This is a genomic window from Gracilibacillus sp. Marseille-QA3620 (genome assembly GCF_054950035.1).
In genome coordinates this window covers 3,758,607-3,784,678 of sequence record NZ_CM143102.1, presented here as the reverse complement: position 1 = coordinate 3,784,678, position 26,072 = coordinate 3,758,607, and the positions used below count along the sequence as shown (strand labels likewise).

22 protein-coding genes and 1 tRNA gene are annotated in these 26,072 nt (G+C 43.8%); 17 read left to right on the top strand and 6 right to left on the bottom strand.

Annotation, left to right across the window (positions count from 1 at the left end; translation table 11 throughout):
- Nucleotides 1-114: 114 nt before the first annotated feature.
- The 3 genes from ACY8DX_RS19060 to clpP form a co-directional block, all read right to left on the bottom strand.
- Complete coding sequence (locus ACY8DX_RS19060) at nucleotides 115-2,487, bottom strand: immune inhibitor A domain-containing protein (RefSeq protein ID WP_462405838.1); 2,373 nt, start codon at nucleotides 2,485-2,487, stop codon at nucleotides 115-117.
- A 188-nt stretch (nucleotides 2,488-2,675) separates the two neighbouring features.
- A complete protein-coding gene (locus ACY8DX_RS19055) occupies nucleotides 2,676-4,070 on the bottom strand; it encodes an amino acid permease (protein WP_439803173.1) in 1,395 nt (464 codons plus the stop codon).
- A 341-nt stretch (nucleotides 4,071-4,411) separates the two neighbouring features.
- Nucleotides 4,412-5,020: an ATP-dependent Clp endopeptidase proteolytic subunit ClpP gene (gene clpP, locus ACY8DX_RS19050; RefSeq protein WP_049669512.1), complete on the bottom strand. Its 609-nt coding sequence runs from the start codon at nucleotides 5,018-5,020 to the stop codon at nucleotides 4,412-4,414.
- Nucleotides 5,021-5,327: 307 nt separating this feature from the next.
- On the opposite strand from clpP, the gene ACY8DX_RS19045 reads away from it, so the two are divergent.
- The 10 genes from ACY8DX_RS19045 to ACY8DX_RS19000 all read left to right on the top strand — a co-directional run bounded on the left by ACY8DX_RS19045 (nucleotide 5,328) and on the right by ACY8DX_RS19000 (nucleotide 16,129).
- Nucleotides 5,328-5,399: transfer RNA gene (locus ACY8DX_RS19045), tRNA-Arg, on the top strand.
- Nucleotides 5,400-5,760: 361 nt separating this feature from the next.
- Nucleotides 5,761-7,041 (top strand): RNA polymerase factor sigma-54, encoded by a 1,281-nt coding sequence (gene rpoN, locus ACY8DX_RS19040; protein WP_231589573.1) that lies wholly within the window; start codon nucleotides 5,761-5,763, stop codon nucleotides 7,039-7,041.
- A gap of 58 nt (nucleotides 7,042-7,099) precedes the next feature.
- Entirely contained in the window at nucleotides 7,100-7,339 is a 240-nt protein-coding gene (locus ACY8DX_RS19035; protein WP_231589465.1) for a glutaredoxin family protein, read from the top strand.
- 156 nt (nucleotides 7,340-7,495) lie between these two features.
- On the top strand, nucleotides 7,496-8,527 hold the full coding sequence (locus ACY8DX_RS19030) for a sugar-binding transcriptional regulator (protein ID WP_049669514.1): 1,032 nt from the start codon (nucleotides 7,496-7,498) through the stop codon (nucleotides 8,525-8,527).
- 53 nt (nucleotides 8,528-8,580) lie between these two features.
- On the top strand, nucleotides 8,581-9,588 hold the full coding sequence (gap, locus tag ACY8DX_RS19025) for a type I glyceraldehyde-3-phosphate dehydrogenase (RefSeq protein WP_049669515.1): 1,008 nt from the start codon (nucleotides 8,581-8,583) through the stop codon (nucleotides 9,586-9,588).
- Nucleotides 9,589-9,786: 198 nt separating this feature from the next.
- On the top strand, nucleotides 9,787-10,968 hold the full coding sequence (locus ACY8DX_RS19020) for a phosphoglycerate kinase (RefSeq protein ID WP_049669516.1): 1,182 nt from the start codon (nucleotides 9,787-9,789) through the stop codon (nucleotides 10,966-10,968).
- Between the two features lie 102 nt (nucleotides 10,969-11,070).
- Entirely contained in the window at nucleotides 11,071-11,829 is a 759-nt protein-coding gene (tpiA, locus tag ACY8DX_RS19015) for a triose-phosphate isomerase (protein ID WP_049669517.1), read from the top strand.
- On the top strand, nucleotides 11,826-13,361 hold the full coding sequence (gene gpmI, locus ACY8DX_RS19010; protein WP_462405837.1) for a 2,3-bisphosphoglycerate-independent phosphoglycerate mutase: 1,536 nt from the start codon (nucleotides 11,826-11,828) through the stop codon (nucleotides 13,359-13,361). Before tpiA ends, gpmI begins: the two co-directional genes overlap by 4 nt.
- A 61-nt stretch (nucleotides 13,362-13,422) precedes the next feature.
- The gene (gene eno / locus ACY8DX_RS19005; protein ID WP_049669519.1) at nucleotides 13,423-14,718 is read left to right on the top strand and encodes a phosphopyruvate hydratase; all 1,296 of its coding nucleotides are present in this window, start codon (nucleotides 13,423-13,425) and stop codon (nucleotides 14,716-14,718) included.
- A 733-nt stretch (nucleotides 14,719-15,451) separates the two neighbouring features.
- Nucleotides 15,452-16,129 carry a DUF554 domain-containing protein gene (locus ACY8DX_RS19000; RefSeq protein ID WP_439803174.1) on the top strand — a complete coding sequence of 226 codons (678 nt, stop codon included), beginning with the start codon at nucleotides 15,452-15,454 and terminating at the stop codon, nucleotides 16,127-16,129.
- 45 nt (nucleotides 16,130-16,174) lie between these two features.
- On the opposite strand, the gene ACY8DX_RS18995 is transcribed toward ACY8DX_RS19000, so the two are convergent.
- Both ACY8DX_RS18995 and ACY8DX_RS18990 read right to left on the bottom strand, forming a co-directional pair.
- Nucleotides 16,175-17,362 carry a carboxylate--amine ligase gene (locus ACY8DX_RS18995; RefSeq protein WP_439803175.1) on the bottom strand — a complete coding sequence of 396 codons (1,188 nt, stop codon included), beginning with the start codon at nucleotides 17,360-17,362 and terminating at the stop codon, nucleotides 16,175-16,177.
- 190 nt (nucleotides 17,363-17,552) lie between these two features.
- Entirely contained in the window at nucleotides 17,553-18,338 is a 786-nt protein-coding gene (locus ACY8DX_RS18990) for a hypothetical protein (RefSeq protein ID WP_439803176.1), read from the bottom strand.
- Between the two features lie 198 nt (nucleotides 18,339-18,536).
- Between ACY8DX_RS18990 and ACY8DX_RS18985 the strand changes: the two genes are divergently transcribed.
- The 6 genes from ACY8DX_RS18985 (at nucleotide 18,537) to ACY8DX_RS18960 (ending at nucleotide 23,509) form a co-directional block, all read left to right on the top strand.
- Complete coding sequence (locus tag ACY8DX_RS18985) at nucleotides 18,537-19,226, top strand: hypothetical protein (protein WP_049669533.1); 690 nt, start codon at nucleotides 18,537-18,539, stop codon at nucleotides 19,224-19,226.
- A 221-nt stretch (nucleotides 19,227-19,447) separates the two neighbouring features.
- On the top strand, nucleotides 19,448-19,630 hold the full coding sequence (locus tag ACY8DX_RS18980; RefSeq protein ID WP_049669534.1) for a hypothetical protein: 183 nt from the start codon (nucleotides 19,448-19,450) through the stop codon (nucleotides 19,628-19,630).
- Nucleotides 19,631-19,746: 116 nt separating this feature from the next.
- The gene (locus tag ACY8DX_RS18975; RefSeq protein WP_462405836.1) at nucleotides 19,747-20,553 is read left to right on the top strand and encodes an SIR2 family protein; all 807 of its coding nucleotides are present in this window, start codon (nucleotides 19,747-19,749) and stop codon (nucleotides 20,551-20,553) included.
- An 81-nt stretch (nucleotides 20,554-20,634) separates the two neighbouring features.
- Nucleotides 20,635-22,512, top strand: coding sequence for an Ig-like domain-containing protein (locus tag ACY8DX_RS18970; RefSeq protein WP_462405835.1), 1,878 nt, complete (start codon nucleotides 20,635-20,637; stop codon nucleotides 22,510-22,512).
- 103 nt (nucleotides 22,513-22,615) lie between these two features.
- Nucleotides 22,616-22,762, top strand: coding sequence for a hypothetical protein (locus ACY8DX_RS18965; RefSeq protein ID WP_462405834.1), 147 nt, complete (start codon nucleotides 22,616-22,618; stop codon nucleotides 22,760-22,762).
- Nucleotides 22,763-22,789: 27 nt separating this feature from the next.
- Complete coding sequence (locus ACY8DX_RS18960; RefSeq protein ID WP_462406983.1) at nucleotides 22,790-23,509, top strand: alpha/beta fold hydrolase; 720 nt, start codon at nucleotides 22,790-22,792, stop codon at nucleotides 23,507-23,509.
- 42 nt (nucleotides 23,510-23,551) lie between these two features.
- On the opposite strand, the gene putP is transcribed toward ACY8DX_RS18960, so the two are convergent.
- A complete protein-coding gene (gene putP, locus ACY8DX_RS18955; protein ID WP_462406982.1) occupies nucleotides 23,552-24,982 on the bottom strand; it encodes a sodium/proline symporter PutP in 1,431 nt (476 codons plus the stop codon).
- A gap of 234 nt (nucleotides 24,983-25,216) precedes the next feature.
- Between putP and ACY8DX_RS18950 the strand changes: the two genes are divergently transcribed.
- Complete coding sequence (locus tag ACY8DX_RS18950; RefSeq protein ID WP_462405833.1) at nucleotides 25,217-26,068, top strand: VOC family protein; 852 nt, start codon at nucleotides 25,217-25,219, stop codon at nucleotides 26,066-26,068.
- The last annotated feature ends 4 nt before the right edge of the window (nucleotides 26,069-26,072 follow it).

Sequence of the window (26,072 nt, the reverse complement as noted above, 5' to 3'; positions counted from 1 at the left end):
AAAACCTCTCGAATTACGCCATTTTGATTTTACCTATTGCCTGCTGAGATGATATAGAAAGCCATTCTAGCAGAAAAACACCCGGTGCCATCATCAGCACCGGGTGTTTTTTCATTAATTTTTCTTTACGACAATCTTACCAACGGAGTGGTCTTTGCTTTGGTTGACGACCTCGATCTTGAGACCGTATGTCGGGACGTTTCGTCCAGCATCAGGAAGATGCGGATTAAGGTAGTTTTTGCTGTCGTCGAAGATAGGGTAGGCTTTTGTGTCATTGTCTGTCATGGTTAAGCCAGTAAGGCTTGTGTAATCGATGAACATTTTGTCTGGTTTGGTTAAGCGGAACGCAGCATCGTGAATTTGGTAGCGTGTTGCTGCGATTGAGTTATCACTCCATTTGATGGCTCCTTGGTCAGCGTCCACGACTCCTAGATAGCCTTCTCCTGGATGTTTACCTGTCCAGTTGTCAGAATAGCTGTCATCGACATACCATACGACCATGCCGCCGTCATATTTCATAAGGGATTTGCCGCGTTTAATGTTCGCAAGTCCAGTGTCGACACCTTTATGGTTTCTCCATTCTACTAGGTAGTAGTGATCGCTTGCGAATTTACCTTCATCTTTCTTGAATCCTGCAAAGGTAAAGGAAGAATTCGCTCCATCTGCATTATCAGCTAAAATTTGTGTGCCATCAGCTGTGATTACGATATCGTCTACGTAGTAGCCGACGTCAATGGCTGCGACATCTGTCCAGTAGTTGAAACGAAGGTCAATTTTCTTACCGGCATAGGCAGAGAGGTCGAAAATTCCGTCAACCCATCCATTTGATGTGCCAGTGATTCCGTTCCCTGGGTTTTGGTTATACGGATTTGCTGTAGTGGTGATGTTGCCAGGAATGGTCTCCCAAGTGCTGCTGCCGCTTTCTTTTACTTGAATGGAGCCGTAATCCCAGTCTTGTTCAATTTGATACCAGATTTTAAAGGATAATTGAGCGGATGATTTACCTGTCAAATCAAGGGCTGTTGACATGGAATTATCCAGGTTATTGCCTTTGCCGCTATAGTACTCATATTGTCCGCTGTATGGCGTATTTACCTTTGTCAGTTTATCCGGCAAATTGATTTTCAAGGCATCCAAATTCGTGCCCTTTGAATTGGCTTGGTCAAGCAAATATTGTGTGCCCTTTTTGTTTAGGTCCGCAATGTCTATTTCTTCATATTTTAGCCAGTTGCTGTTTTGTTTGCTTTGCAGGTATTCTTTAGCATATGGGCTGAATCCGGTTGGCTCTGTACCTGGAATCTTACCTGCCCAAGAACCGCTTGCCATGATGGACCAGTAAGCAACAGCCTCGCCTTGTCCGCTGTATTGCGTGTCATATTCATCCGGCAGGCCAAGATCATGTCCATATTCATGGGCGAATACGCCGGCTGCTCCGTCGATTGGCATGATGGTGTAATCATAAGCGGCCATTTTGCCATTCCAGTATTCTACGTCTGTTTCCGTGTTTTCAATTGGGAATACTTTTCCTAGGTTCCAGCGGTGAGACCAAATAGCATCTCCGCCAAGTGTTCCGCCGCCAGCTTCTTCACCGACACCAGAGTGGATGATCATTAAGTGGTCAACCATGCCGTCCGGCTCGCGTGTGTTTCCGTCGCCATCAAGGTCATAGCGGTCCTCTTGGTCATATTCGGATAAATCAATGTTCGGGTCCAGCGCTGCTGCTTCAAGTGCTTCTTTGACAAGGTCACGCGGATTTTGGTCACTGCCGTCAGGAGTTGGAACGTTGCCTCCGTAGTAAGCAGCAGGATACTTGGCTTGATACCAGCCGGCAACTTCGCCGTCAACGGTATAGCTTCCGCCCGATTGCTGTTCATAGTATTGTTTCATAGAGATAAGTTTTTCTCCGTTTGGTCCCTTATAGCCTTTTTTGCCGAAAACCATATCCTCGTAATGTTCGTTTGGATAATCTTTATAATACATATCAGAGTCCTCTGGACGTACATTATTACGGGCATAATCAGGGAACTCAATGGCTAGGACTAGTACTTTATCTTCTTGTACATCCCCGCGGTATTTTTCCTCTTTTACAGACTGGATTGGTTTGTTGTCAGGGTCTTTCCCTTTTCCTTTGGAGCCTTTGCCTTTTTTCTTATCCAGTTTCTTTTGAAGGGCTTTTCTTTCTTTATCGAATTCTTTGGAGTTATCCTTTTTTAGGCTTTTCTCCTTGTTTTTCAAGTACTTATCCAGCTGGGCTTGCTCCTCTTTCTTAGAGGCGTTTTTCTTGATATACCCTTCCTTTTTAAGCATCTTAATTAAGCGTTCCTCATTGGCGATGCTACGGTCGAATGGTCCGGATACATGCTCGTGCGTTTTTTCACTGGAGGCAGCTGTATCAGCAAATGCTTGCTTTGTCATTGCTCCAGGTGCCCAGGTAGTGAGTGTCAAGGCGGCAGCAAAGGCGGCAGTTAATAATGGTTTTGCACGCAAATCAATTCCCCCTAATTTTTTTTGTTGAATTCAGAATGTTAATATTCGAAGTTAATTGTCACAATTCCTCTAATTTTCCAAAAAACGGTGAAATAGTTCTGGGTAAGAGTATAGATATCGTGATTAAATACCTAATGAAAATAAAAAAAGGAGCCATCCAATCTGGGGATGGCTCCTTTCATAAAGATTTATCGAGTTGGTTTCTTTTTCATTAGGAACGGATATAAGACAAGCCCTAATCCGAAAAGTCCAATGCCTAGGAAGAAGGTCTTTAAGTCAGCTGTGCCTGTTTTAATAACCCAAAGAGAGTAAATCAAGGCTAGTACCGTGATGATGGTGTCGATTCTGCGTGAACGCTGCCGATTCTCATACGTTTCACCTGTGATGACCAGTTTCAACTGATAAATGACAGAGACCAAATAGGGAATCAAGTATGCTAGTGTCGCGACCACCATCGCAAATTGGTAGGCTTCCATGATTGTGCCTGAGATGGTTGCGAACAAGAAAAATTGCGTTAATAGATTGGTCACCGTTAAAGAGAATACTGGACTTCCTTTTTTATTTGTTTTGGCAAATGCAGTTGGGAACAGATTAGCCCTTGCTGCTTGATAAGGCACCTCTGAACTGACCACGATCCAACCGACAGTTGAACCGAAAAGGGAAACGAGGGCAAGTCCTGCCAGGATATAGGCTCCCTTCGTGCCGATGGCAACCTGAAGGGCATCAACAAGCGGCTTTTGTGATTGCTGAAGCTCCTCTTGAGAAAGGGCACCCATTGTCAATAAGGTGATGCCAACATAGATGGCAATAGCGATAATCAAGCCTGTGATAGTGGCTTTTTTAACATCTGATTGTGATTTAGCCCTGTTGGAGAGCATAACGGCTGCTTCAACGCCAATGAAGGCCCACAGGGTCGCAATCGCAGCTCCGTTTAATTGTCCGAGCAGGTTGCTGCTTGTTCCATCAGCCGTGATGAAATCTTTGCCGTTCAGCAGATTGGCTGAGTCAAAGATAAAGATAGTTGCGACAATGAATAAGGTGAAACCAATCACCTTAGTGATGGTGGCGAGTAAATTCAATCTGCCGGCACTATTGAAGCTTTGGACAAGAATGTATTGAATACCCCAAAGCATGATTGAGCAGACGGCGAATGTTAAGAGCTTCCCTAACTCAAGCGTGAATGCACCTGCTGACCAGATGATTTTTTCACTGACCATGATTGGAAAGAAGGTAGACATATAGCCGGCAAATGATATGATGACAGACGCAGTCGCTGCCCAGTTAGCTGCCCAATATCCCCAAGCAACCGCATAGCCTGCAATTTTGCCTGCCTTCGGTGATTTGAAGAATGCCTGCGCATAGCTTTGCGGACCTGTCTTCAATTCCGGTTTGCGGATGGCGAGATTACCGAATACGAGCGCAATCATCAGCACTCCGAACCCTGTCAACAGCCAGGCTAGTGTGGCTCCTGTTGGACTTGCTACTTTTGCTAGATTGGCTGGGAGCATGAAGATGCCGCCTCCGACCATATTTCCAACGACGAACATTGTTAAGATCCAAAAACCCCAATTTTTTTGATTCATGCTGTATTTCTCCTCTGTGTATAAAAGTAAACGTAAAAACCCATGCAGACATCTTTCCGCACGGGTAATCATCCAATGCGGGCGCGGGTAAATGACCCGTGCCCATGATTTATATGAGCATAAGGGTCAGCTGTTATGATGATGTCGATGTCGGCCTATTTGCTTGAACATAATCAGCACTCCTTAAAAGGTAGATTGTAAGTATGGTTTATACTAACATGTATCTTTATTTTGGTAAAGTGATAAACTATTAGAGAGGTAAAATGTAGAGAGGAGGCATTAAAAAAAGCAGGCAGGAAATCCGGTTAGATTTCCTGTCTGCTTCTTAGAATCATAATTGATTAGTCGTTTTTCTTGGCAGCGTCTGTTACGTTGCGAGTGATGATGCGGTCTACAAGACCATATTCAAGGGCGCGGTCAGCTGTCATGAAGTTGTCACGCTCTGTATCACGCTGAATCGTTTCAAGTGATTGACCTGTACGTTCAGCTAGAATTTGGTTTAAGCGCTCACGCATGAAGAGAATGCGTTTAGCGGCGATTTCGATTTCAGTCGCTTGGCCTTGCGCTCCTCCAAGCGGTTGGTGAATCATGACTTCACTATTAGGAAGGGCAAAACGTTTGCCTTTCTCACCAGCTGCAAGAAGGAAAGCACCCATGGATGCTGCCATACCGATACAGATAGTGGAGACTTGCGGTTTGATGTACTGCATTGTATCATAGATCGCCATACCAGCTGTAATGCTTCCGCCAGGGCTGTTAATGTATAGGTAAATGTCTTTTTCCGGGTTTTCTGTTTCCAGGAATAGAAGCTGTGCAACGATGGAGTTAGCCACATTGTCATCGATGGCGCTTCCAAGCATGATAATACGGTCTTTAAGCAAGCGGGAATAAATATCGTAAGCACGTTCCCCGCGGTTTGTTTGTTCAATGACTGTAGGGATTAAATTCATTAGTTTCTCCTCCTTTATGTATTAAAACATATTCACTTCGTGTTTTTATCATACACCTTTTGGTCAATAAAGGTCAAACAAAAGACGCATGATGAAGATATTTTCGGAAAAATTCATGGCAGGGTTAGGTCTTTCCTCGGGTTATGTATGGGAAAGTTTCAAATAGAGAAGAGACTACACGCCAACATTTCATGAAAGTTTCCTGCTAACCATCTTACCCAAGTTTTAGTATTGTAAACCTTCACATGATTGTTCTTGCCAAATCGATTGATGTTCATTATAATATATTTTTGTAGGCTAACATTTTGCCCTTGTAGTTTAACGGATAAAACACAAGATTCCGGTTCTTGAGCTGGGGGTTCGATTCCCTCCAAGGGCGTACCGGTTATGCAAGAGAGGCTCTTCAAGCAATTGCTTGAAGAGCTTTTTTGTTTTCTCTCTCATATTGATAGTAGGACAGGTACAAATATATGGGGTGATCCGGGCGCGTCGACGATAATGGAACCGAGGTGTTCTGCGCTTATAACTTCTCAGGTAGATGCCAGAGTATGCAGTGCAGTCTAATTTTCGGGACTGGTCTTAAATGGAGGCTGCCATAATTTTTATTGACACAACCGGTGGAGAGGTAATTTCTTTTGTAACTTATTATCCCAAAATCCCCAATCTTTCCCTTGCTCAAATAGATACCATTCACTACTATTAAAGTAAGTACTATGAGGCAGGAGGCGAGGTTGTTGAAGATGGAGATGGGATTGTTTCAACAGCAGAGCTTGAAGCTGGCGATGACGCCGGAGTTGAGCCAGGCAATTATGCTTCTGCAGTATCCAGCCATTGAACTAACCGCTTTTATGGAGAGCAAGGCACTCGATAATCCATTGATTGAAGTGGAGAGCGGATATGAGCCGCCCAGCGGCCGCAAGCATGGGGATATGTCATGGATCAATCAAATCAGTGATGACCGTCCTGGCTTACATGCCTATTTAAAGGGGCAGATTCCTTTTAAGGTAATGGATGCCAAAGAGCAAAAAGTACTGAATTATATGATTGATAATATTGATGATAATGGATATTTAAGGCTTACCTACGAGGAGGTCAATGCGGTTTTCCCTGTTCAGAAGGCTGAATGGGAAGTAGCCAAGACCATTCTTCAGACGTTAGATCCTGCAGGAGTAGGAGCAGAGAGCCTTAGTGAATGCCTGCTTATCCAAGCACGAAGGAATAAAAATGAAAGCGCTTTATTAAAGGTTTTGCTGACAGATTATTTCACATCATTTGTAGAGAAGAGATGGAAGGAGCTATCAAGAACACTTGATGTGCCAGTCGTGGAGATTCAGCGTATCTTTGATCAAATACAGGCTTATAATCCGCGTCCTGGAGCAGCATTTGGCTCTGAGCGCTCCCAGTATACGCTGCCGGATGTAAGGGTCTTTCCATCAAAGGGCAAGCTCATAGCAGAGATTGTCGAGTCTTGTCGAGTGAGGATAAGGGAATTTGCCATTGGGATTGAGGGGCAGCAGGATGAGGCGGCCATGCGTTATATCCATCAGAAACGGATGGAGTATAAGTGGCTGCAAAAGGCGATTCAACAAAGAAATGAAACACTTCTTCATGTGACAAATGCCATAATTGAAAAGCAGATTGAGTATTTTGTCACAGGCAAAACGGATTTCATAAAACCACTTGTGATGAAGGATATTGCTGAGCTTATTGGGATGCATGAGTCAACCGTGAGCAGAGCCGTTCGTGATAAGATGATGGAAACGCCATTTGGGATCATCCCGATGAGGATGTTTTTCTCAGCTGGGCTGCAAACAGAACAGAGTGCTGATGCATCCGCTTTAAAGGTAAAGAAGGAAATCGAGAATTTAATCGCTTTAGAGGAGAAGGAGGCACCGTTGTCTGATCAGGCTATTGCCGACGAGCTGAAACAAAACCGGGGCATTGTCATTTCAAGAAGAACGGTTGCTAAATATAGGGAACAAATGAGAATTCCTTCCTCTTCGAAAAGAAGACGTTATTAATAGGAATATTCGGGGTATATAGAAAACTACATTTATTAAGAGACAGGTGGTTAGTATTGTGAGAGTTCCTATCGTTCATTTTTATACGAAGAAGGATTGTCCTCTTTGTGAGGAGGCAAAAGACTTATTGAAATTACTGCAGCGCGAGAAGACGTTTACCCTGCTGGAAGTGGACATTTATGCGAATGATCGGTTGCTCGAGCAATATGGTTTGATGATTCCAGTCGTAGAAGTTGACGGGGAAATCATACAATATGGAAAAATCGATATCGATGATGTTCGCCATGTATTGGCATGATTTCATAAGTTCACAATTTAATCTATTGTATTTCAAGAAAACTCCTGATAATATATAGGTACATCAGGAGTTATTTTTTTTACATAAACAGGGACACAAAATGTCTCACCTGGACATAAAATGACCAAGGATTATATTAAAGGAGTTTGAATTTATATGGATGGATCTCTCCATTTACAAAAAAAGTTAATTCCCGATATATTCGAGGTCATGCAAAAACGATACAATATTCTGCGGTCGATTCGCACAATGCAGCCAGTCGGCAGAAGAAGCCTTTCCTTAACACTGAACATTACGGAAAGAACTTTGCGGAGTGAAGTGGAGTTCTTGAAGGAGCAGAAATTGATTGATATCGCAAGCTCCGGAATGACAGTAACGAATGAAGGGCAGGAAGTATTGGATAACCTTGGTGGTGTAATACGGCAACTTTCGGGTATAGACGAAATGGAGCACCTTCTACAGGAAAAATTGGATATCGACAAAGTCATCATTGTCAATGGAGACAGCGATACTTCTCCATGGGTTATTGATGAATTGGGACGTGCAGGAGCTGCGCGTATGAAAAGTCTGCTTACGGGTAAAAATATCATTGCCGTAACAGGTGGAACAACGATGGCCGCTATCGGTAAGATGCTGCCGAATGTTTCGGAACTCCCAAATGTCGAGGATATACTCTTTGTTCCTGCAAGAGGAGGACTCGGTAAGGGGGCCAGCTATCAGGCTAATACAGTCTGTGAACAAATGGCTGAGAAGATGAATGCCCGTTATCGTGTTTTGTATGTTCCAGATAATCTAAGCGAAGCAGCCTACAACACATTAACGAGTGAACCTGCAATTGGGGAAGTGCTGGATTTGTTGAAATCCTCTAATATTGTCCTCCATGGGATTGGCGAAGCGAAAACCATGGCTGAACGAAGGAAAGTATCCGCTGGTGAGCTCAATGAGCTTGAAAAAAATCAGGCAATTGGCGAAGCGTTTGGATATTATTACGATGAAGATGGAAACATAATTCAGAAAGTCCGTACCATTGGACTGCAATTAGATGATCTGCCGAATATCGAGCATGTCATCGCGGTTGCCGGGGGAGCTTCAAAGGCAAAGGCCATCAAAGCCTACATCAAAATGGCACCGAAGAAACCGATTTTAATTACGGATGAAGGTGCAGCAATTCAGTTACTTAAGGGCTAACACCCTTTTGAATAAAAATTATTTACTAAGATTCCAAAAGGAGGAACCTTCTAATGGCAGTAAAATTAGGTATTAATGGTTTTGGTAGAATTGGACGTAACGTATTCCGTGCAGCGTTGAAAAACCCTGAGGTTGAAATCGTAGCAGTAAACGATTTAACTGATGCAAAAATGCTTGCACACCTTTTACAATATGATTCCGTACACGGAACTTTAGAAGAAAAAGTAACAGTTGACGGCGACTACCTAGTAGTTGGCGGACACCGCGTTAAAGTTCTTGCTGAAAGAGATCCAGCTCAACTTGGTTGGGGAGATCTTGGCGTAGATATCGTTGTTGAATCTACTGGCCGTTTCACAAAACGTGCTGACGCTGCGAAACACATCGAAGCTGGCGCTAAAAAAGTTATCATCTCTGCACCTGCATCTGACGAAGATATCACAATCGTTATGGGTGTTAACGAAGATAAATACGATGCGGCTAACCACGATGTAATCTCTAACGCATCTTGCACAACTAACTGCTTGGCTCCATTCGCTAAAGTATTGAATGACAAATTCGGTATCAAACGCGGTATGATGACAACAGTTCACTCTTACACAAATGACCAACAAATCCTTGACTTGCCGCACAAAGACTACCGTCGTGCGCGTGCTGCTGCTGAAAGCATGATCCCAACAACTACTGGTGCTGCTAAAGCTGTTGCGCTTGTATTGCCTGAACTTAAAGGTAAATTGAACGGTATGGCTATGCGTGTACCAACTCCAAACGTTTCTGTAGTTGACCTTGTTGCAGAACTTGAAAAAGAAGTTACAGCTGAAGAAGTAAACGCTGCTTTGAAAGCTGCTGCTGAAGGCGAATTGAAAGGTATTCTTGAGTACAGCGAGCTTCCATTAGTATCTCGTGACTACAACGGAACTACTCAATCTTCTACTATCGATGCACTTTCTACTATGGTTATGGATGGCAACATGGTTAAAGTACTTTCTTGGTACGATAACGAAACTGGCTACTCTAACCGTGTAGTAGACCTTGCAGCTTACATCGCTAAAAAAGGTCTTTAATTCGAATCCTTTTGGATGTCTGAGCAATTAATATAATTGTCAACTTGAGGGGGAAGGGGAAGATTCCCCTTTCCCTTGTTTTTTTGTTTTCATTCAGGATTAAGCTTTGGGCAGAGGTTTAAGGTGAATGAAGCTTGGACAGTTCAGGGCAGAAACTGTTTCTAAGCACATTGTTTTGATTTTAAGGAGGTTCCTACAGTGAACAAAAAATCAATTAAAGACATTGATGTAAAAGGCAAAAAAGTATTTTGCCGTGTAGATTTTAACGTTCCGATGCAAAACGGTACAATCACGGATGATACGCGTATCCGTGCAGCACTTCCAACAATCCAATACCTAATGGAACAAGGTGCGAAAGTTATCCTTGCAAGCCACATGGGCCGTCCAAAGGGTGAAGTGAAGGAAGAGCTTCGCTTAACTCCTGTAGCGATTAAATTGAGCGAGCTTCTTGGCAAAGAAGTAGGAAAAGCAGACGAAGCTTATGGCGACGCTGTAAAAGCTCAAATCGAAAAAATGAACGATGGCGATGTTCTATTGCTTGAAAACGTTCGTTTCTACCCAGGTGAAGAGAAAAACGATCCTGAACTAGCAAAAGAATTTGCTTCCTTAGCAGATATCTTCGTTAACGATGCATTCGGTGCCGCTCACCGTGCACACGCTTCTACTGAAGGAATCGCAAAACACATTCCTGCTGTTTCCGGTTTCCTTATGCAAAAAGAATTGGATGTACTTGGCAAAGCAATGTCTAACCCAGAACGTCCATTCACAGCTATCATCGGCGGAGCGAAAGTTAAAGATAAAATCGGCGTAATCGAAAACCTTCTTGATAAAGTGGATAACTTGATCATCGGCGGTGGTTTAGCTTACACATTCATCAAAGCTAAAGGCTACGAAATCGGTACTTCCCTCTTAGAAGAAGACAAAATCGACTTAGCTAAATCCTTCATGCAAAAAGCTGAAGAAAAAGGTGTTAAATTCTACATGCCAATCGATGCGGTTATCGCTCCTGAATTCGGCGAAAACGTAGAATCTAAAATCGTTGATATCGATGCAATCCCAGCTGACTGGATGTCCCTTGATATTGGACCGAAAACAGTTGAATTGTATGCAGATGTCATCAAAAACTCTAAATTAGTCATCTGGAACGGACCTATGGGCGTATTTGAATTTGATAAATTCGCTAACGGTACAAAAGGTGTAGCAGAAGCGCTAGCTAATTCCGATGCGTTCAGCGTAGTTGGCGGAGGAGACTCTGCAGCGGCTGCTGAGAAATTCCACCTTGCTGATAAGATGTCCCACATCTCTACAGGCGGCGGAGCTTCCCTTGAGTTCATCGAAGGCAAAGAGCTTCCTGGCGTAGTTGCTTTAAACGATAAATAAGAATACTCTCAGGAAATTTCCTATACAGGGTGTATTTTGCCAAGGGCCCTGGTAAAATACAGACGAATAGGCATTTCTGAAAAAGAGGAAGGATGTTTTAAATTGCGTAAACCAATTATCGCTGGTAACTGGAAAATGAATAAAACTCTTTCTGAAGCGATCAGCTTCGTGGAAGAAGTTAAAAATGTTGTTCCTTCAAATGATGCAGTTGATACTGTTGTCTGCAGCCCGGCTCCATTCCTTGGTCAGCTTGTTGAAGCGACTAAAGGGACAAACGTTGCTGTAGGTGCACAAAACATGCACTTTGAAGAGAACGGTGCTTTCACAGGCGAAGTAAGCCCTGTTGCACTTGCAGACTTAGGCGTACAATACGTAATCCTAGGTCACTCTGAGCGCAGAGAAATGTTCAATGAAACAGACGAATCTGTTAACAAGAAAACATTGGCTGCGTTCAAACATAACCTAACGCCAATCGTTTGCTGCGGTGAAACGCTTGAAGAGCGTGAAGCAGGCAAAACAAAAGACTTGGTTGCAGACCAAATCAAAAAGGCGTTCGCTGGTCTTACAGACGAGCAAGCTAAACAAGCTGTTATCGCTTATGAGCCAATCTGGGCTATCGGCACAGGCAAATCTTCTACAGCACAAGATGCAGATGAAGTTTGCGGCCATATCCGTCAAACAGTTGCAGAAAGCTTCAACGCTGACGTTGCGGCTGCGGTTCGCATCCAATACGGCGGAAGCGTAAAACCTGAGAACATCAAAGAATATCTTGCAGAAGAGAACATTGATGGTGCATTAGTTGGCGGCGCAAGCCTTCAACCAGCTTCTTTCTTAGGTTTATTGGAGGCTGTTTCTAAATGAGCAAAAAACCAGTTGCGTTAATCATCCTAGATGGTTTCGGAGCACGTGACACAGAACAAGGTAATGCTGTTGCACAAGCGAAGAAACCGAACTTTGACCGCTTTTGGGCAGAATTCCCACACAATTATTTAACGGCAAGCGGAGAAGCTGTTGGTCTTCCTGAAGGCCAAATGGGTAACTCTGAGGTTGGCCACTTAAACATTGGTGCCGGCCGTATTGTGTACCAAAGCTTAACACGTGTGAACTTAGCAATCCGTGAAGGCGAATTCGAAAAGAACGATACCTTCCTTGGTGCGATTAACCACGCGAAAGAGCATAACACAGCCCTTCACCTTATGGGCTTACTATCCGATGGCGGCGTACATAGCCACATCGACCATCTTTTCGCATTGCTTCGTCTTTGTGCAAAAGAAAACTTCAAAAACGTTTATGTACACGGCATTTTAGATGGCCGCGATGTCGGTCCTAAGACTGCTGAAAAATACATTAGACAAACTGAAGAAGTATTCAAGGAAACAGGTGTTGGTCAGTTTGCGACAATCTCTGGACGTTACTATTCCATGGACCGTGACAAACGCTGGGATCGTGTAGAGAAATCTTACCGTTCCATGACTTACGGAGATGGACCTGTTTACTCTTCAGCAATGGAAGTCGTAGAAGACTCCTATAACAATGGAATCTTTGACGAGTTCGTTCTTCCTTCTGTTATTACAAAGGAAGATGGACAGCCTGTGGCGAAGATTCAAGATAATGATTCCGTTATCTTCTTCAATTTCCGTCCAGACCGTGCTATCCAAATCTCAAACGTATTTACAAACGAGGACTTCCGTTCATTTGACCGTGGACCAGGATTCCCGAAAAGCTTGTACTTCGTTTGCTTGACGCACTTCAGTGAAACGGTTCAAGGATATGTGGCATTCAAGCCGACAAACCTTGATAACACACTTGGTGAAGTGTTGTCTCAAAACAACTTGAAGCAATTGCGTATTGCTGAAACAGAGAAATACCCTCACGTAACGTTCTTTATGAGCGGCGGCCGTGAAGCGGAATTCCCTGGTGAAAAACGCATCTTGATCAATTCTCCAAAGGTTGCTACTTATGACCTTAAACCGGAAATGAGCGCGTATGAAGTAACAGACGCACTTATGAAGGAATTGGAAGAAGACAATCATCATGCCATCATCCTGAACTTTGCTAACCCAGACATGGTAGGTCACTCTGGTATGCTTGAGCCGACAATCAAAGCAGTTGAAACCGTTGATGAGTGCCTAGGCAAAATCGTGGATAAAATCTTGTCTATGGGCGGAAAAGCAATCATTACAGCTGACCACGGTAATGCGGATGAAGTCATCACTCCTGATGGCCACCCAATGACTGCTCATACAACAAACCCAGTTCCTGTTATCGTAACAGACAAAGACGTTGAACTTCGTGAGGGCGGTATTCTTGGAGACTTAGCTCCAACTATGCTTGATCTTCTTCACGTAGAACAACCGAAAGAAATGACTGGAAAATCATTAATTAAGAAATAATCATTTGTGCAAACTAATGATGAATAAAATATTCTTTGATTTAAAAGGAGAGAATTATACAATGCCAATCATTATTGACGTATATGCACGCGAAGTCCTTGACTCCCGCGGTAACCCAACAGTTGAAGTAGAAATCGAAACAGAATCTGGCGCATTCGGACGCGCGTTAGTACCATCTGGTGCTTCTACTGGTGAATACGAAGCAGTTGAGCTTCGCGATGGCGACAAGAGCCGCTACCTTGGAAAAGGTGTTCAAAAAGCAGTTGACAATGTAAACAACATCATCGCTGAAGAAATCATCGGCATGCACGTTCTTGACCAAGCTGGCATCGACAAAGCAATGATCGAGCTTGACGGAACTGAAAACAAAGGTAAATTAGGTGCAAACGCAATCCTAGGCGTTTCCATGGCTGCTGCAATCGCTGCTGCTGACTTCCTAAACATTCCTTTATACCGTTACCTTGGCGGATTCAACACGAAACAGCTTCCAACTCCAATGATGAACATCATCAACGGTGGTTCTCACGCTGATAACAACGTTGACTTCCAAGAATTCATGATCATGCCTGTTGGAGCTCCTACTTTCAAAGAAGCTATCCGCATGGGTGCTGAAGTATTCCACAGCTTGAAAAACGTTCTTCACGGTAAAGGCTTGAACACTGCTGTAGGTGACGAAGGCGGATTTGCTCCAAACCTTGGTTCTAACCGTGAAGCTCTTGAAGTAATCATCGAAGCAATCACTAAAGCTGGCTACGAAGCTGGTAAAGACGTATACCTTGCAATGGACGTTGCATCTTCTGAGTTCTTCAACAAAGAAACGAAGAAATACGATCTAGCAGGCGAAGGCCGCACTGGTCTTTCTTCTGAAGACATGGTTAACTTCTATGAAGAATTAATCAACGAATTCCCAATCATCTCTATCGAAGATGGTTTAGACGAAAACGACTGGGAAGGTCACAAATTGCTAACTGAGCGCATCGGCGATCGCGTACAATTAGTAGGTGACGACTTGTTCGTAACTAACACTAAAAAGCTTGCTGAAGGTATCGAGAAAGGCATTGCTAACTCTATCCTTATCAAAGTTAACCAAATCGGTACATTGACTGAAACATTCGATGCAATCGAAATGGCTAAACGCGCTGGCTACACAGCTGTTGTATCTCACCGTTCTGGTGAAACAGAAGATTCCACAATCGCGGACATCGCTGTTGCAACAAACGCTGGCCAAATCAAAACTGGTTCTATGAGCCGTACAGACCGTATCGCGAAATACAACCAACTTCTTCGCATCGAAGACGAGCTTGGCGATTTAGCTGAATACAAAGGTCTTGCATCTTTCTACAACCTTAAAAAATAATAGCTGAACAGCTATTGCTGAGAACCCCTGAACAGGCGGACGCGCTGGTTTCAGGGGTTTTTTTGTACAAAAATAAAGAGGTTGGGACATAACTGAATTTGCAGTGTCCAAAACCGAATGTTGCACTGAAATTTAGGCAAAGTTAATCTAAATCGTTGATTTCCGTTGCAGGCGGTTGCTTTCCGCGGGGCGGTCGGGGAGCCTCCTCGAGTGCTTGTTCGCATCTGCGGGGTCTCCCCTGTCCGCTAATCCCACAGGAGTCAACCGCCTTCCACTACAATCAACGGTGTCTTAATATCAACATTCATCTTCACAGAACTAAACTAAATAAAAAACGCCGAACCATCTTAAACTGCGCATAAAATAGTTCGGCGTTTTTAGTTGGAAAGTAAATAGGCATGAAAGCATCTGGTATTTAGCGTTTGTCTACGTCTCAATTCCTACAATGAGCAGAGTCTCTAGACAGCGATAGAACACCAATTATTCACTGTATCATCAGAAGGCTGAATATCACCATATCCGTTAACTTGGTAGCAATCCTGCTTGAATATTCAGGTGGTACCAAACCTCTTCTTATCAAAAAAGATATTCACGCTGTCTTTTCTGGATGCTAATTGTTAGGAAGATACGGTAAGATTATGGAAGAAGACTTTTAAAATAGGGGACTCTTTTGCTATGACGACATTCGTTCGGATTTGATTTTTCAGGAGAGACAGAAGGAGAAGCAGATTATATGTACGGCACACTATTCAATGTAGCCATGATTATAGCGGGGAGCATAATCGGGAGTATCTTTAAGAAGGGGATTAAGGATGAGTATCATGCCATTCTCATGAATGCAATGGGATTAGCTGCAATGGGGCTTGGAATCAATGCCGTTGTTCAGTATATGCCTATCAGCCAATATCCTGTCCTGTTCATTGTGAGCTTGGCTGCCGGAGGACTGCTCGGACAAAGACTGGGTTTGGATGCGAGATTTACGAAACTCGTGAACAGGTATTCAAGCGGTCGTTTGGCAGAGGGGCTGTCGACAGCAATTTTGTTATTTTGTATTGGAACATTATCAATTCTCGGTCCAATCGAGGCAGCCTTGAATAAGAATTACACGTATTTAATGGCAAATGGGATGCTTGATGGGATTACCTCCATTGTACTAGCCTCTGCATTTGGTATTGGCATCGCGATAGCGGCTGTCGTTTTGTTTCTTTGGCAAGGGTCTATTTATGTATTGGCAGGTTTCATGGAGGCCTCGTTAAGTACAGACCTTTTGAATGAAGTGTCTATTGTAGGAGGGCTGCTGATTCTCGCATCCGGATTGAGCATTCTTGATATTAAGAAATTCAAGACACTAAATTTACTGCCCGCATTGGCGGTTCCGCCCATTTTCTTTTTAATCCTGCACCTGTTCTGATGAAATTCATAGAGAGGCCCCTAAATCCATTGGAGTTAGGGGCTTTCATTTTGGATTCATTCTTCGCAGTGTTCTCTTGGTCCTCCATTCCGTCAGCAGATTAGAAAGACCATAACGAATGGCCGGCATTGGATCTGTCCATCTGAAGAGGGCAAATTCCTTCGGTTTGAACAAGGTTCGAACCCATTTAAACCAGGTGATTTTTTTGGTTTTCCGTTTTTCTCTAGCTGAGAGAAAATAGGGGACAAGATGAATCCATTGAATCCCCTCTTGCTGATCTAAGGCAGATTTAAATGGCTTGTCTATCAAGGTTAAATAATAAAGATAGGGAAGGTTAACCTCACATCTTGTCGCAAGGCTGTGCCAGAGCCAAGGCCTTGTGTTGATGCCAAGGAATTTCAATTTGCCATCAGTGACGTCCCTCTTGAGTTCCACTGCTGCAATCCCCACCACGTTGAATAACTCGAGGATGCGGAGCCCCTCTGCCAGCACCTCCTCCTCTATGATGCTTTCAACTAATGTGCCTGATCCATATTGCGCAGGATACTGATCCAGTTTCCGCCCCATAAAGGCTGCCTTAAGCCGTTTTTCCCCGTCATAAAGTGCGCCAACCTGATAAATAGCTTCATCGGGTCCAGCGACAATTTCCTGAATCAGCAATTCGCCAAACGTGCTGTATTGAAATAGATTTCTGCGGAGTTGATGGAGATTCTCGATGACAATCACTTTTCGATTGAGATGCTTGCGAAATTCATACCCGAATACAGGCTTTAAGACACAGGGGAACTTGATGTCGCGTAAGATGGTTCGATAGCGCAAGGGATTATGAACAATGAATGTCTTTGGAGCATCTATTTGTTTTTCCTTGATTAGGGGAATGAGCTGCCGTTTATCAATGATGGAATCGACTAATAAGGAGTCAGGCAATAGAAAGAGGAAGTGCTTGGACAGTCTTGCCCGATATTTCGATATGAATTGAAGGAATTCATCTGAACCGGCGAGCAATATAGGGTTTTCATGAAAGAGTTCTCGTTCCTTCAGAAGGAATTGCAGAAGGAACTCATCCTGTGTTAGAGGGTCAGGACATGGCTTGCAGTCTGCAAACCGTGTACGTCCTTTTTTGTATTTCTCGGGGCAATCATAGCCATGCACTTGAACCCCCATGGAAGCAAGGCTCCTGATGATGCCGATGCCGCATGGGCTTAAGTCGAGAACGAAAGCACTGGCAGGCATGGTTCATTCCTCCTTCCTTTGTTATGTAGTAGGCATGGTTGTCCGAGAATTGGTTAAAAGGAAGGCGAGAAAATAGCGCCGTTATGCGCATAAGCTTTCTTGCCGGATGAGCCGTGCTTCTAATCAGTTACTTGTCAACAGTATATACAAGCCTTTATGCATGTGTGAAAGGTTAATAGTGGAATTCTCCTTACAGCTTCTCGATGTGGATTCCATCTCCAATGTATTGGAGACGCATATCCCCGTCATATTCCCACACTAGGTAGTTTGAACCCGCCAGAATGAAATGCCCTTCCCCAATTTTGGCTGAACCATAAGAAAGAGAAATCCTGTCACCTGTTTTGAAACCGCTGGCTACCGTATGCTCAGTCACTTTTTCCTCAACGACTCGAGCGGCAGTTATTTCTTGCTCCTCTGTTATTGGAGCTGTCTGCCTATCTGCTTCTAATGAGAGCTCCGATTGTTCAAGCGGGACTGTCACCTCAGGAGATGATGACTGCTGCGGCGGAGAAATGGCATGGTTCTTTATTGGTAAAGGTGTTTGTAAGGAAGCAGCTTCCGGCAGAGCTGGATGATCGGGTTCTTTTTTAACCTGATATGGGCTGGTGCTTTGCTGTTGGATTTTCAATGCACGTAAACGATTGAAGGAAAGCTGCTGCTGGTAGAGGAAATCCTGCCTTGCCGTCTGCTCAAACAAGCGGGCTAGTGAACGGGGGAACCGTCTAACACGCTTTTTTGCCAGGCTGCTGCCCTTGACTGGAGCGGCTGCTATCTGGACTGTCTCTATGGAAGGTGATGAGTTCTTCTTAGCCTTTAATCGATTGGGGTTCATCAGCTGCTGCCATATTCTCGATTGAAATAAGGGCTGCCCGGAGCAATCAGTTATCCGGTAGCTGGGATCATTCATATAGATAGCTGACGGGGAAAAAACAACAGGTTTAATGGAAGAATTGATATAAAGGATACAGGTTGCCATTACATGACCTCCTTTCTGTTGTTATAAGGTATGGGGAAATCTCTTGCATAGTGACGTTCATCTAGTAAAATAGGCAGCTATGCTAGTGAAAATGTATCTTATCCCCGTAACTATTTCATGTGTATAGGCATATGATTCAGACGGTTCTACTCAGGGCGCATACTATATAAAAAGTCTTTGGGAAAGGAGGAGCTAAGAGTGGATCAAGAACATACACAGCCAAATGAAGGGCTAACCTCTTCAAAATCATCCTTGCCGCTCGGTTCAATCTCAGACATTTTGAACATGATGTTTAAGCCTGGTGACCGACTTCAGCTATATGCTGGTGCTGAACCTTATAAAGAAACAGGCTCCTTTCTAGCAACAACTGATGATGTACTCATCTGGATAGACGCGAAGAATCATGTGTCCTTTCAATATATTGGAGGAAACCTTGGGATAAGAAAGATCGGCAGCGACACTAGTACCTCAGAAAACAAAATGAAAACCGCATCTGATAAGAAAAATACAAACCAATCAGCTGAAAAGGTCACAAAGGCAGAAAATGAAGCTCCGTCAAAAGAGAACAATCCGCAGCTTGCCAGAGTGGAGGATATGGGCATCGAGGCGAGTGTGCCGCCGCTGAACAAACCGGAGGAAGCGGGCACTATAGACAATTTTTCTCCTCTATTCACTGAGCCACAAGAGATAAGCCATATGGAAGAAGCCATTCCTCAATTAATTGAGATGGAGAAACCAGCAGAGGATATCGAAACGGAATCTGAGGAAAGCAGCTCTGTTGCTTATTTTACTTTGGAATCAAGCGAGGAGAGCAGCGAGGAATTAATAGAAGAAGTCAAAAAGAAATTAGCAGCAGTAGAAGAAACGCTATCTAAGGAGCAGAAGTAATGGATTAGGCAGCAGCTTATGTATCATGAGCAGCTGCCTTTTTTATTTGATTGTCGGCGGAGATAGGCGCATCCCTAGAACTCCCCGCGTGCTCTAGGTAAATCGAAAATAAAGTTCTGATAAATATCTGAAGTTTTCCTTTGAAAATGGGAGAGTGCCTTGTCAAAAAGGACTTGCGGTAAATATATATATCTAGAATAAGAACTAAGGAGGAAATGTAAATGAGACCAGAGGATAATTTAACATTGGGAGACAAAATCAAGGTGTACGCCGGTGATGACACGATTGGTACTGGAAGCTTTGTGAGTCTATCAGATAGTGTGCTTACTTGGGCTAATGGCAATGGGAACATTACGTTCACGTATGCAGGCACTGGTTCAGCTGTCTCTATCAAGAAAATCTAAGTGTAAAGCCAAATACCTGCAATAGCAGCGGGTGAAGGGCTTAATTAGACTGCCTATTTAGGCAGTCTAGTTTTCTTTATAGGGTCATACATATGTTGTAGAGAATGAAGGAGGGATTGAGAAAGTTGATCATGGAGCTGGCAAAAGCAATCAAGAATAAGGAAGTCATTCTGTTCATCGGTTCTGGTGTGCCGAAAAATCTTGGCCTGCCTACTTATTCAGAGATGATTGCCCAGATGGCCCATTTGCTCGATTTCGACCGTGAAGCCTTTAAGGCATTGGGAAACAGTGATTTCCTGCTGCTGGCGGAGTACTATTATTTGCAGAAGGGATCACTAGGCGGATTGCGCAGCTGGATGGATCGACAATGGCATAACCCCCATATTGATATTAGCCAATCGACTATTTATAAGCTTATCATCGAGCTTGGATTTCCGATTATTTATACAACCAATTTCGATCGATGGCTGGAGAATGCGTTCGACCATTATGGGGAGGAATACGTGAAAATCACCAATGTAGCCGATATCCCGAGTATTAAACCGGATGTGACGCAAATCATTAAATTCCATGGTGACTTTGATGACGACGCCTCTCTTGTCCTAACAGAATCCAATTACTTTAACCGGCTGGATTTCGAAACCCCCATCGACATTAAGCTCCGCTTGGATTCCTTGCAGAAATCGCTCCTGTTCATCGGATACAGCTTATCAGATATCAATATTCGCTACATGCTGTATAAGCTGCAGAAACAATGGGATGAATCAAGCTTCGGTCATATTCGACCGAAAAGCTATATATTTATGGCAGGTGAGAATCCCATTAAAGAAAGAATTCTGCGCGAGCGGGGCATTATCCCAATTGTATCGGGTGAAGAGCCTGGTGCCGCACTAGCCCATTTTCTAGAATCTCTGAAAATATAAAATTTAATATCAATGTAATATTTATCCTATTCTCCTGTGTTAGAATATTCGTAGTTTACTTAGCGAGGAGATTAGGAAAAAGTGAAGTCATTTCTATTGCGAACGTTCTTATTGGTTATGTTGGTTATCGGAATAGGATGGAATAATGCGTCAGCTGCGGAGAATACGAATCCAAACTTTCAGGAAATAAATCGTCTGCTGACTGCCGCGGCAATCGAGAATGGGATTCCGCCTGAGGTACTTAAGGCGGTTGCGTGGGAAGAATCAGGTTGGAGACAGTTTGTTAACGGAAAGCCTTATGTTTCAAGTGACGGCGGAATTGGTATTATGCAAATCACGAATAAGCCAGAATATAATCAGACAAGTTTGAAGAATGATATCGCGTATAATATTCAAGCTGGGGCAAAGACATTAGCCAGCATGTATAAAAGAGGAGATCTCCCGAAGATTAAAGGAGCATCCAGTTCAGTTATCGAGAACTGGTACTTTCCAGTGATGGCCTATAACGGGACAAAGCCTGCGAATAGTCCGTTGTATAAGGCTACAGGTGCAGTAAACAGCGAGGCCTATCAGGAAAAAGTCTTTCAAGACTTACGTGATCACTTACTTGCGGGGAGAACTTTGGGAAGATACCCGTTTACAGTGAATGACTTTGAATATGATTCAACTACTACAAAGAATATTGTCTTCAAAAAGAAACTATATACATTATCAACTGTCATTACAACATCACATGCTGGGTTTTCTGTGAACAGCAAGGCGGTAACAACAGATAGTGTGAAGCTAAGGAAAACGCCGGGAACATCAGTCAAGGAACTTAAAACCCTTTCGAAAGGTACCGTTTTGACCATCACCGGAAATTTCGTCTATGATGAGACCAAAACAAGTAAGAATCAATTTGTATGGTATCCAGTGAAGACAAATAGCGGTGAGAAAGGATACGTCTCTTCTGGTTATTTAGCGAAATCCATCTTTACGGTTAATAAAGTGACTGACCAGTCAACTGCTGTGACAGGGAATGTAGCAAAAGGATATTCCATTACAGTGACTGGTTCGGATAAAGTGAAGAGCAGAGGAATTTCCGCTGCCAACGAGAACTATTCTCTCAAAATCAGCAGCAAGCTTAAACAAGGGACGAAGCTGACCTTCCTATTAAAGGATGGGCAGGGTCTTATTCATGAAAAGAGGACCATTACGGTAACAGATGGAACGAAGCCGGCTGTTCCAAAGGTTAACACGATTGATGACAATGACACGGTCATCACGGGAACGGCTGAAAAAGGCTCAAGGGTTTATGCGTATGTGAGCGGAAAATCAATCGGAAATGCCAAGGCCAACAGCAGTACGGGCAAGTATTCCATTGCTATCTCCAAGAAGAAGGCTGGTACAAAGGTTGTCTTGAAAGCCAGGGATGCAGCAGGTAATTACAGCGCAGGCAAGACAATGACCGTCATCGATAAAACTCCGCCAAATACCCCAAAAGCCAACACAATCGATGACAACGACACGGTCATCACGGGAACGGCTGAAAAAGGCTCAAGGGTTTATGCGTATGTGAGCGGAAAATCAATCGGAAATGCTAAGGCCAACAGTAGTACGGGCAAGTATTCCATTGCCATCTCCAAGAAGAAAGCTGGTACAAAGATTGTCTTGAAAGCCAGGGATGCAGCAGGTAATTACAGCTCAGGCAAGACAATGACCGTCATCGATAAGACACCTCCTGCCGCGCCAAAGGTCAATAAAGTGACAAGCAAGACGACAAAGGTGACCGGGACAGCAGAAAAGAATGCAACGGTGAAGATCTATCGCGGCAGTACGCTATTGAAGACAGCAACGGTCAATTCGAAGGGAAGCTATACGTTAGCCATTAAGGCACAGAAAAAAGGAACTGCCTTGAGTGTATATGCTTACGACAAAGCGAAGAATAAGAGCAAGGCGACCAAGGTCACCGTTAAATAAATAATAGATCAATAGCCGAGAGCAGCAATTGCTCTCGGCTGTTTTCGTCTAATTTAGAGGAGTTATGGCTAGAATCAACGAATGATTTATGTGGGAGGGATGAATGATGGAGAATGGGATATATGAGGTGGATGTTCATTCCATCAAGCATTGGGTCAAGATTGAAGGGGCGGAACATGAGACAACACCCCTTGTTATTCTGCATGGCGGGCCGGGAGGTAATCATTACACCTTTGAGCATACGACATGACCTCTTCTTTCAAAGAATCGAACGGTCATTTACTATGAACAACGAGGCTGCGGCAGGAGTGCAAAGCCAGCCTTTGATACCGATTATCGAATGGAGCAGCTTGTTTCAGATTTTCATTTAATCAAGAAATGGATCGGTCATGAAAAGGTTGACCTCTTAGGATATTCCTTTGGCGGTGAGCTTGCGCTGGAGATTGCCTATATGATGCCTGAAGAGATTGGGAGGCTCGTATTGTCTGGGCCGAGTCTGTTGGAGCTGAATATCGGGAAGGTTCTGCAAATTGCCGGGTTCCTGTCAGTCGTTGATGTTCCTATATTGAAGGAAATAAATGAACTGATTCGCCAGGAGCTACCGGTGGCGGATTTATATGAGCTAGTCTGGAATCTGGCTGATTCAAAAGAGGTGGACCTTCTCTTATTTCAGAATCAAGAAAAGGCCCGTTTGAATCGCTCCTTATGGGAGAAAAGCGGGCTTGTCAACACGGGACACATGATGGGCATACTACAAAATGAAACAAGGGATGAGCCATTAGTGAATCGGTTAGGCCGAATAGGGCAGGAAACGCTGATTATTGCGGGGATTCATGATTATAATACAGGAATACCCCTTTCTAAGCTCATTCATCATCACCTCCCAAACAGCTGTTTTCACCCTTTTTACCATAGTGCGCATTTTCCTGACCTGGACGAGCCGGAACGATTTATTCAGGTCGTGCAACAGTTCTTGGAGCAAAATAGCCCCTGCTAAAGGATGAAAAATAGCTGCCCAGTACTCCGGGCAGCTAGATGATTATGGCTTGATTAATTGTTTGAACTCATCAAATTGTTCTTCAATCTCTTTCTTTGGTTTAGCTGTCAGCAGGCTGACAACGACAATGGCCAAGAGACTGACACCAAATCCAGGGATCATTTCATAGAGGGTATCTGATAACCCGAAGCTCGACCAGGCGATTACGGTAATTGCTCCGCCGAGAATCCCTGCTAATGCTCCCCATTTGGTCATCCGTTTCCAGAATAGGCTTAGCAAAATGAGCGGGCCGAATGAAGAGCCGAAGCCAGCCCATGCATACCCAACGAGATTAAGGATGGTGGCGTTTTTCTCCCAGGATAGAAATAAAGCGACAACGGCAACGAGCAATACGGATAGTCTGCCGAAGAAAACGAGTTCTTTATCTGTCGCTGAGCGTCTGACGAATGTTTTATAAATGTCTTCTGTTAAGGAGCTGGAAGTGACAAGAAGCTGTGAAGAAATGGTGCTCATGATGGCAGCCAAGATGGCAGAGATTAAAAAGCCGGTGATAATCGGATGGAATAAAATTTCGCCTAACATAATGAAGACTGTCTCAGGATTGCTGAGTTTAGGTCCATTCTTCGCGAAATAGGCGATTCCGATTAGCCCTGTCAGCATGGCACCGACAATGGAGAAAATCATCCAGCCCATTCCAATCCGGCGTGCCTTCTTGATTTCTTTCACCGATTGAATAGCCATGAAGCGGACAATAATATGCGGCTGGCCGAAATAGCCAAGACCCCATGCGACAGAGGATAGTAAACCAAGCATGGTAGTTCCTTTAAATATATCCATTAGTGCCGGATTAATGGATTCAACCGTTTCGATGGTTTCCCCCATGCCGCCAACCTCAATAAGGGTAACGATAGGAACGAGAATAAGAGCGATGAACATAATGAGACCCTGAACAAAATCTGTCCAGCTTACGGCTAGAAATCCGCCAAATAAAGTGTAGGCAATAACGACGAGGCTGACAATGATCAGGCCTGTATGATAGCTCAGGCCAAAGGTACTTTGAAAAAGGACACCACCTGAGACCATTCCTGAGGAGACATAAAAGGTGAAGAAAATCATGATGACCAATCCTGAAATAAGGCGGAGCATTTTAGAGGTATCGCTGAAGCGGTTCTCTAAATAACCTGGAATCGTGATAGAATCATTCGCTAGCTGTGTATAAACACGCAGTCTAGGTGCAACGTACAGCCAGTTTGCCCATGCGCCAATGGTCAAACCGATGGCAATCCATGAAGCGCTCAACCCTGAAACATACATAGCTCCCGGAAGTCCCATTAAGAGCCAGCCGCTCATATCAGAAGCACCGGCACTGAGAGCCGTTACGGCTGGGCCAAGATTTCTCCCTCCAAGCATATAATCGGTTAAGTTTGATGTACGTCGAAAGGCAAAGTACCCAATCCCAAGCATTAAAACCATGTACAGAACAACTGAACTTATTAAGGCATAATCCACCCAATCAACCCCCTCTTTCTTATCTCTACTGATTATATTAATCGGCGAGAGAATATATTGCTATAATTGTGTTAGAAAATTCTGAAAAATGCACCTAATTAACTAGGTCTTTTATCATAACGCTAGCAACTTATCATTCGCAATCCTTGCACAATGCTTGTATAATTACACTAAAATAAGAAGAAATGGGTGAGGAGAATGGGGAAAAACTATCATCAAAAGCCTTGTAAGTATGTAGAAAATCTTGAATTAAAGATAATGGATATTGAGAGGTCGATTCGATATTATGAAACAATCATTGGCTTCCGTGTGTTAGAACGAGAGAAGAAGAGAGCTGTCTTGACGGCAGATGGGAAGACACCGCTTCTGACATTGATTGAGCCGGAAGGTGTTTCAGCAAAAGAGCCGCATCGAACAGGCTTATATCATTTTGCGCTTCTTTTGCCTAATCGTTCTGACTTGGCTGATTTTCTTCAATCCTTGGTGAAATTGAATGTGCGAATTGGGGCATCCGATCATCATGTCAGTGAAGCGATTTATTTACAGGATCCTGATGATAATGGCATTGAAGTTTATGTAGACCGTGATGATTCCAATTGGATTTGGAATGAGAAAGAGGTTCATATGACGACCGAGCCGCTGAATGCGCGTGATTTGCTCCAGGCTGGAACGAAAGAGGGGTGGAAAGGGCTGCCGGAAGGAACCATTATGGGGCATATTCATCTTCATGTCGGTGACTTAGCGGAGGCTGAGAAGTTTTATTGTGACGGCCTTGGATTTGAGGTGGTCACTCGTTATGGCGGTCAGGCTTTATTCATTTCCTCCGGCGGGTATCATCACCATATTGGACTGAATGTGTGGAACGGACAGCATATTCCTGCGGCATCGCCGAACAGCACGGGGCTAGAGCATTACACGATTGTTTATCCAGATGATAAGGACAGGGAAGAAGCAGTCTTGAGAATAAAAGCTCTAGGAGCAGAGGTTACCAAGATTAACGATATTTATGAAGTGATTGACCCGTTCGGTATGAAAATTCATCTCTCTTAAAAGA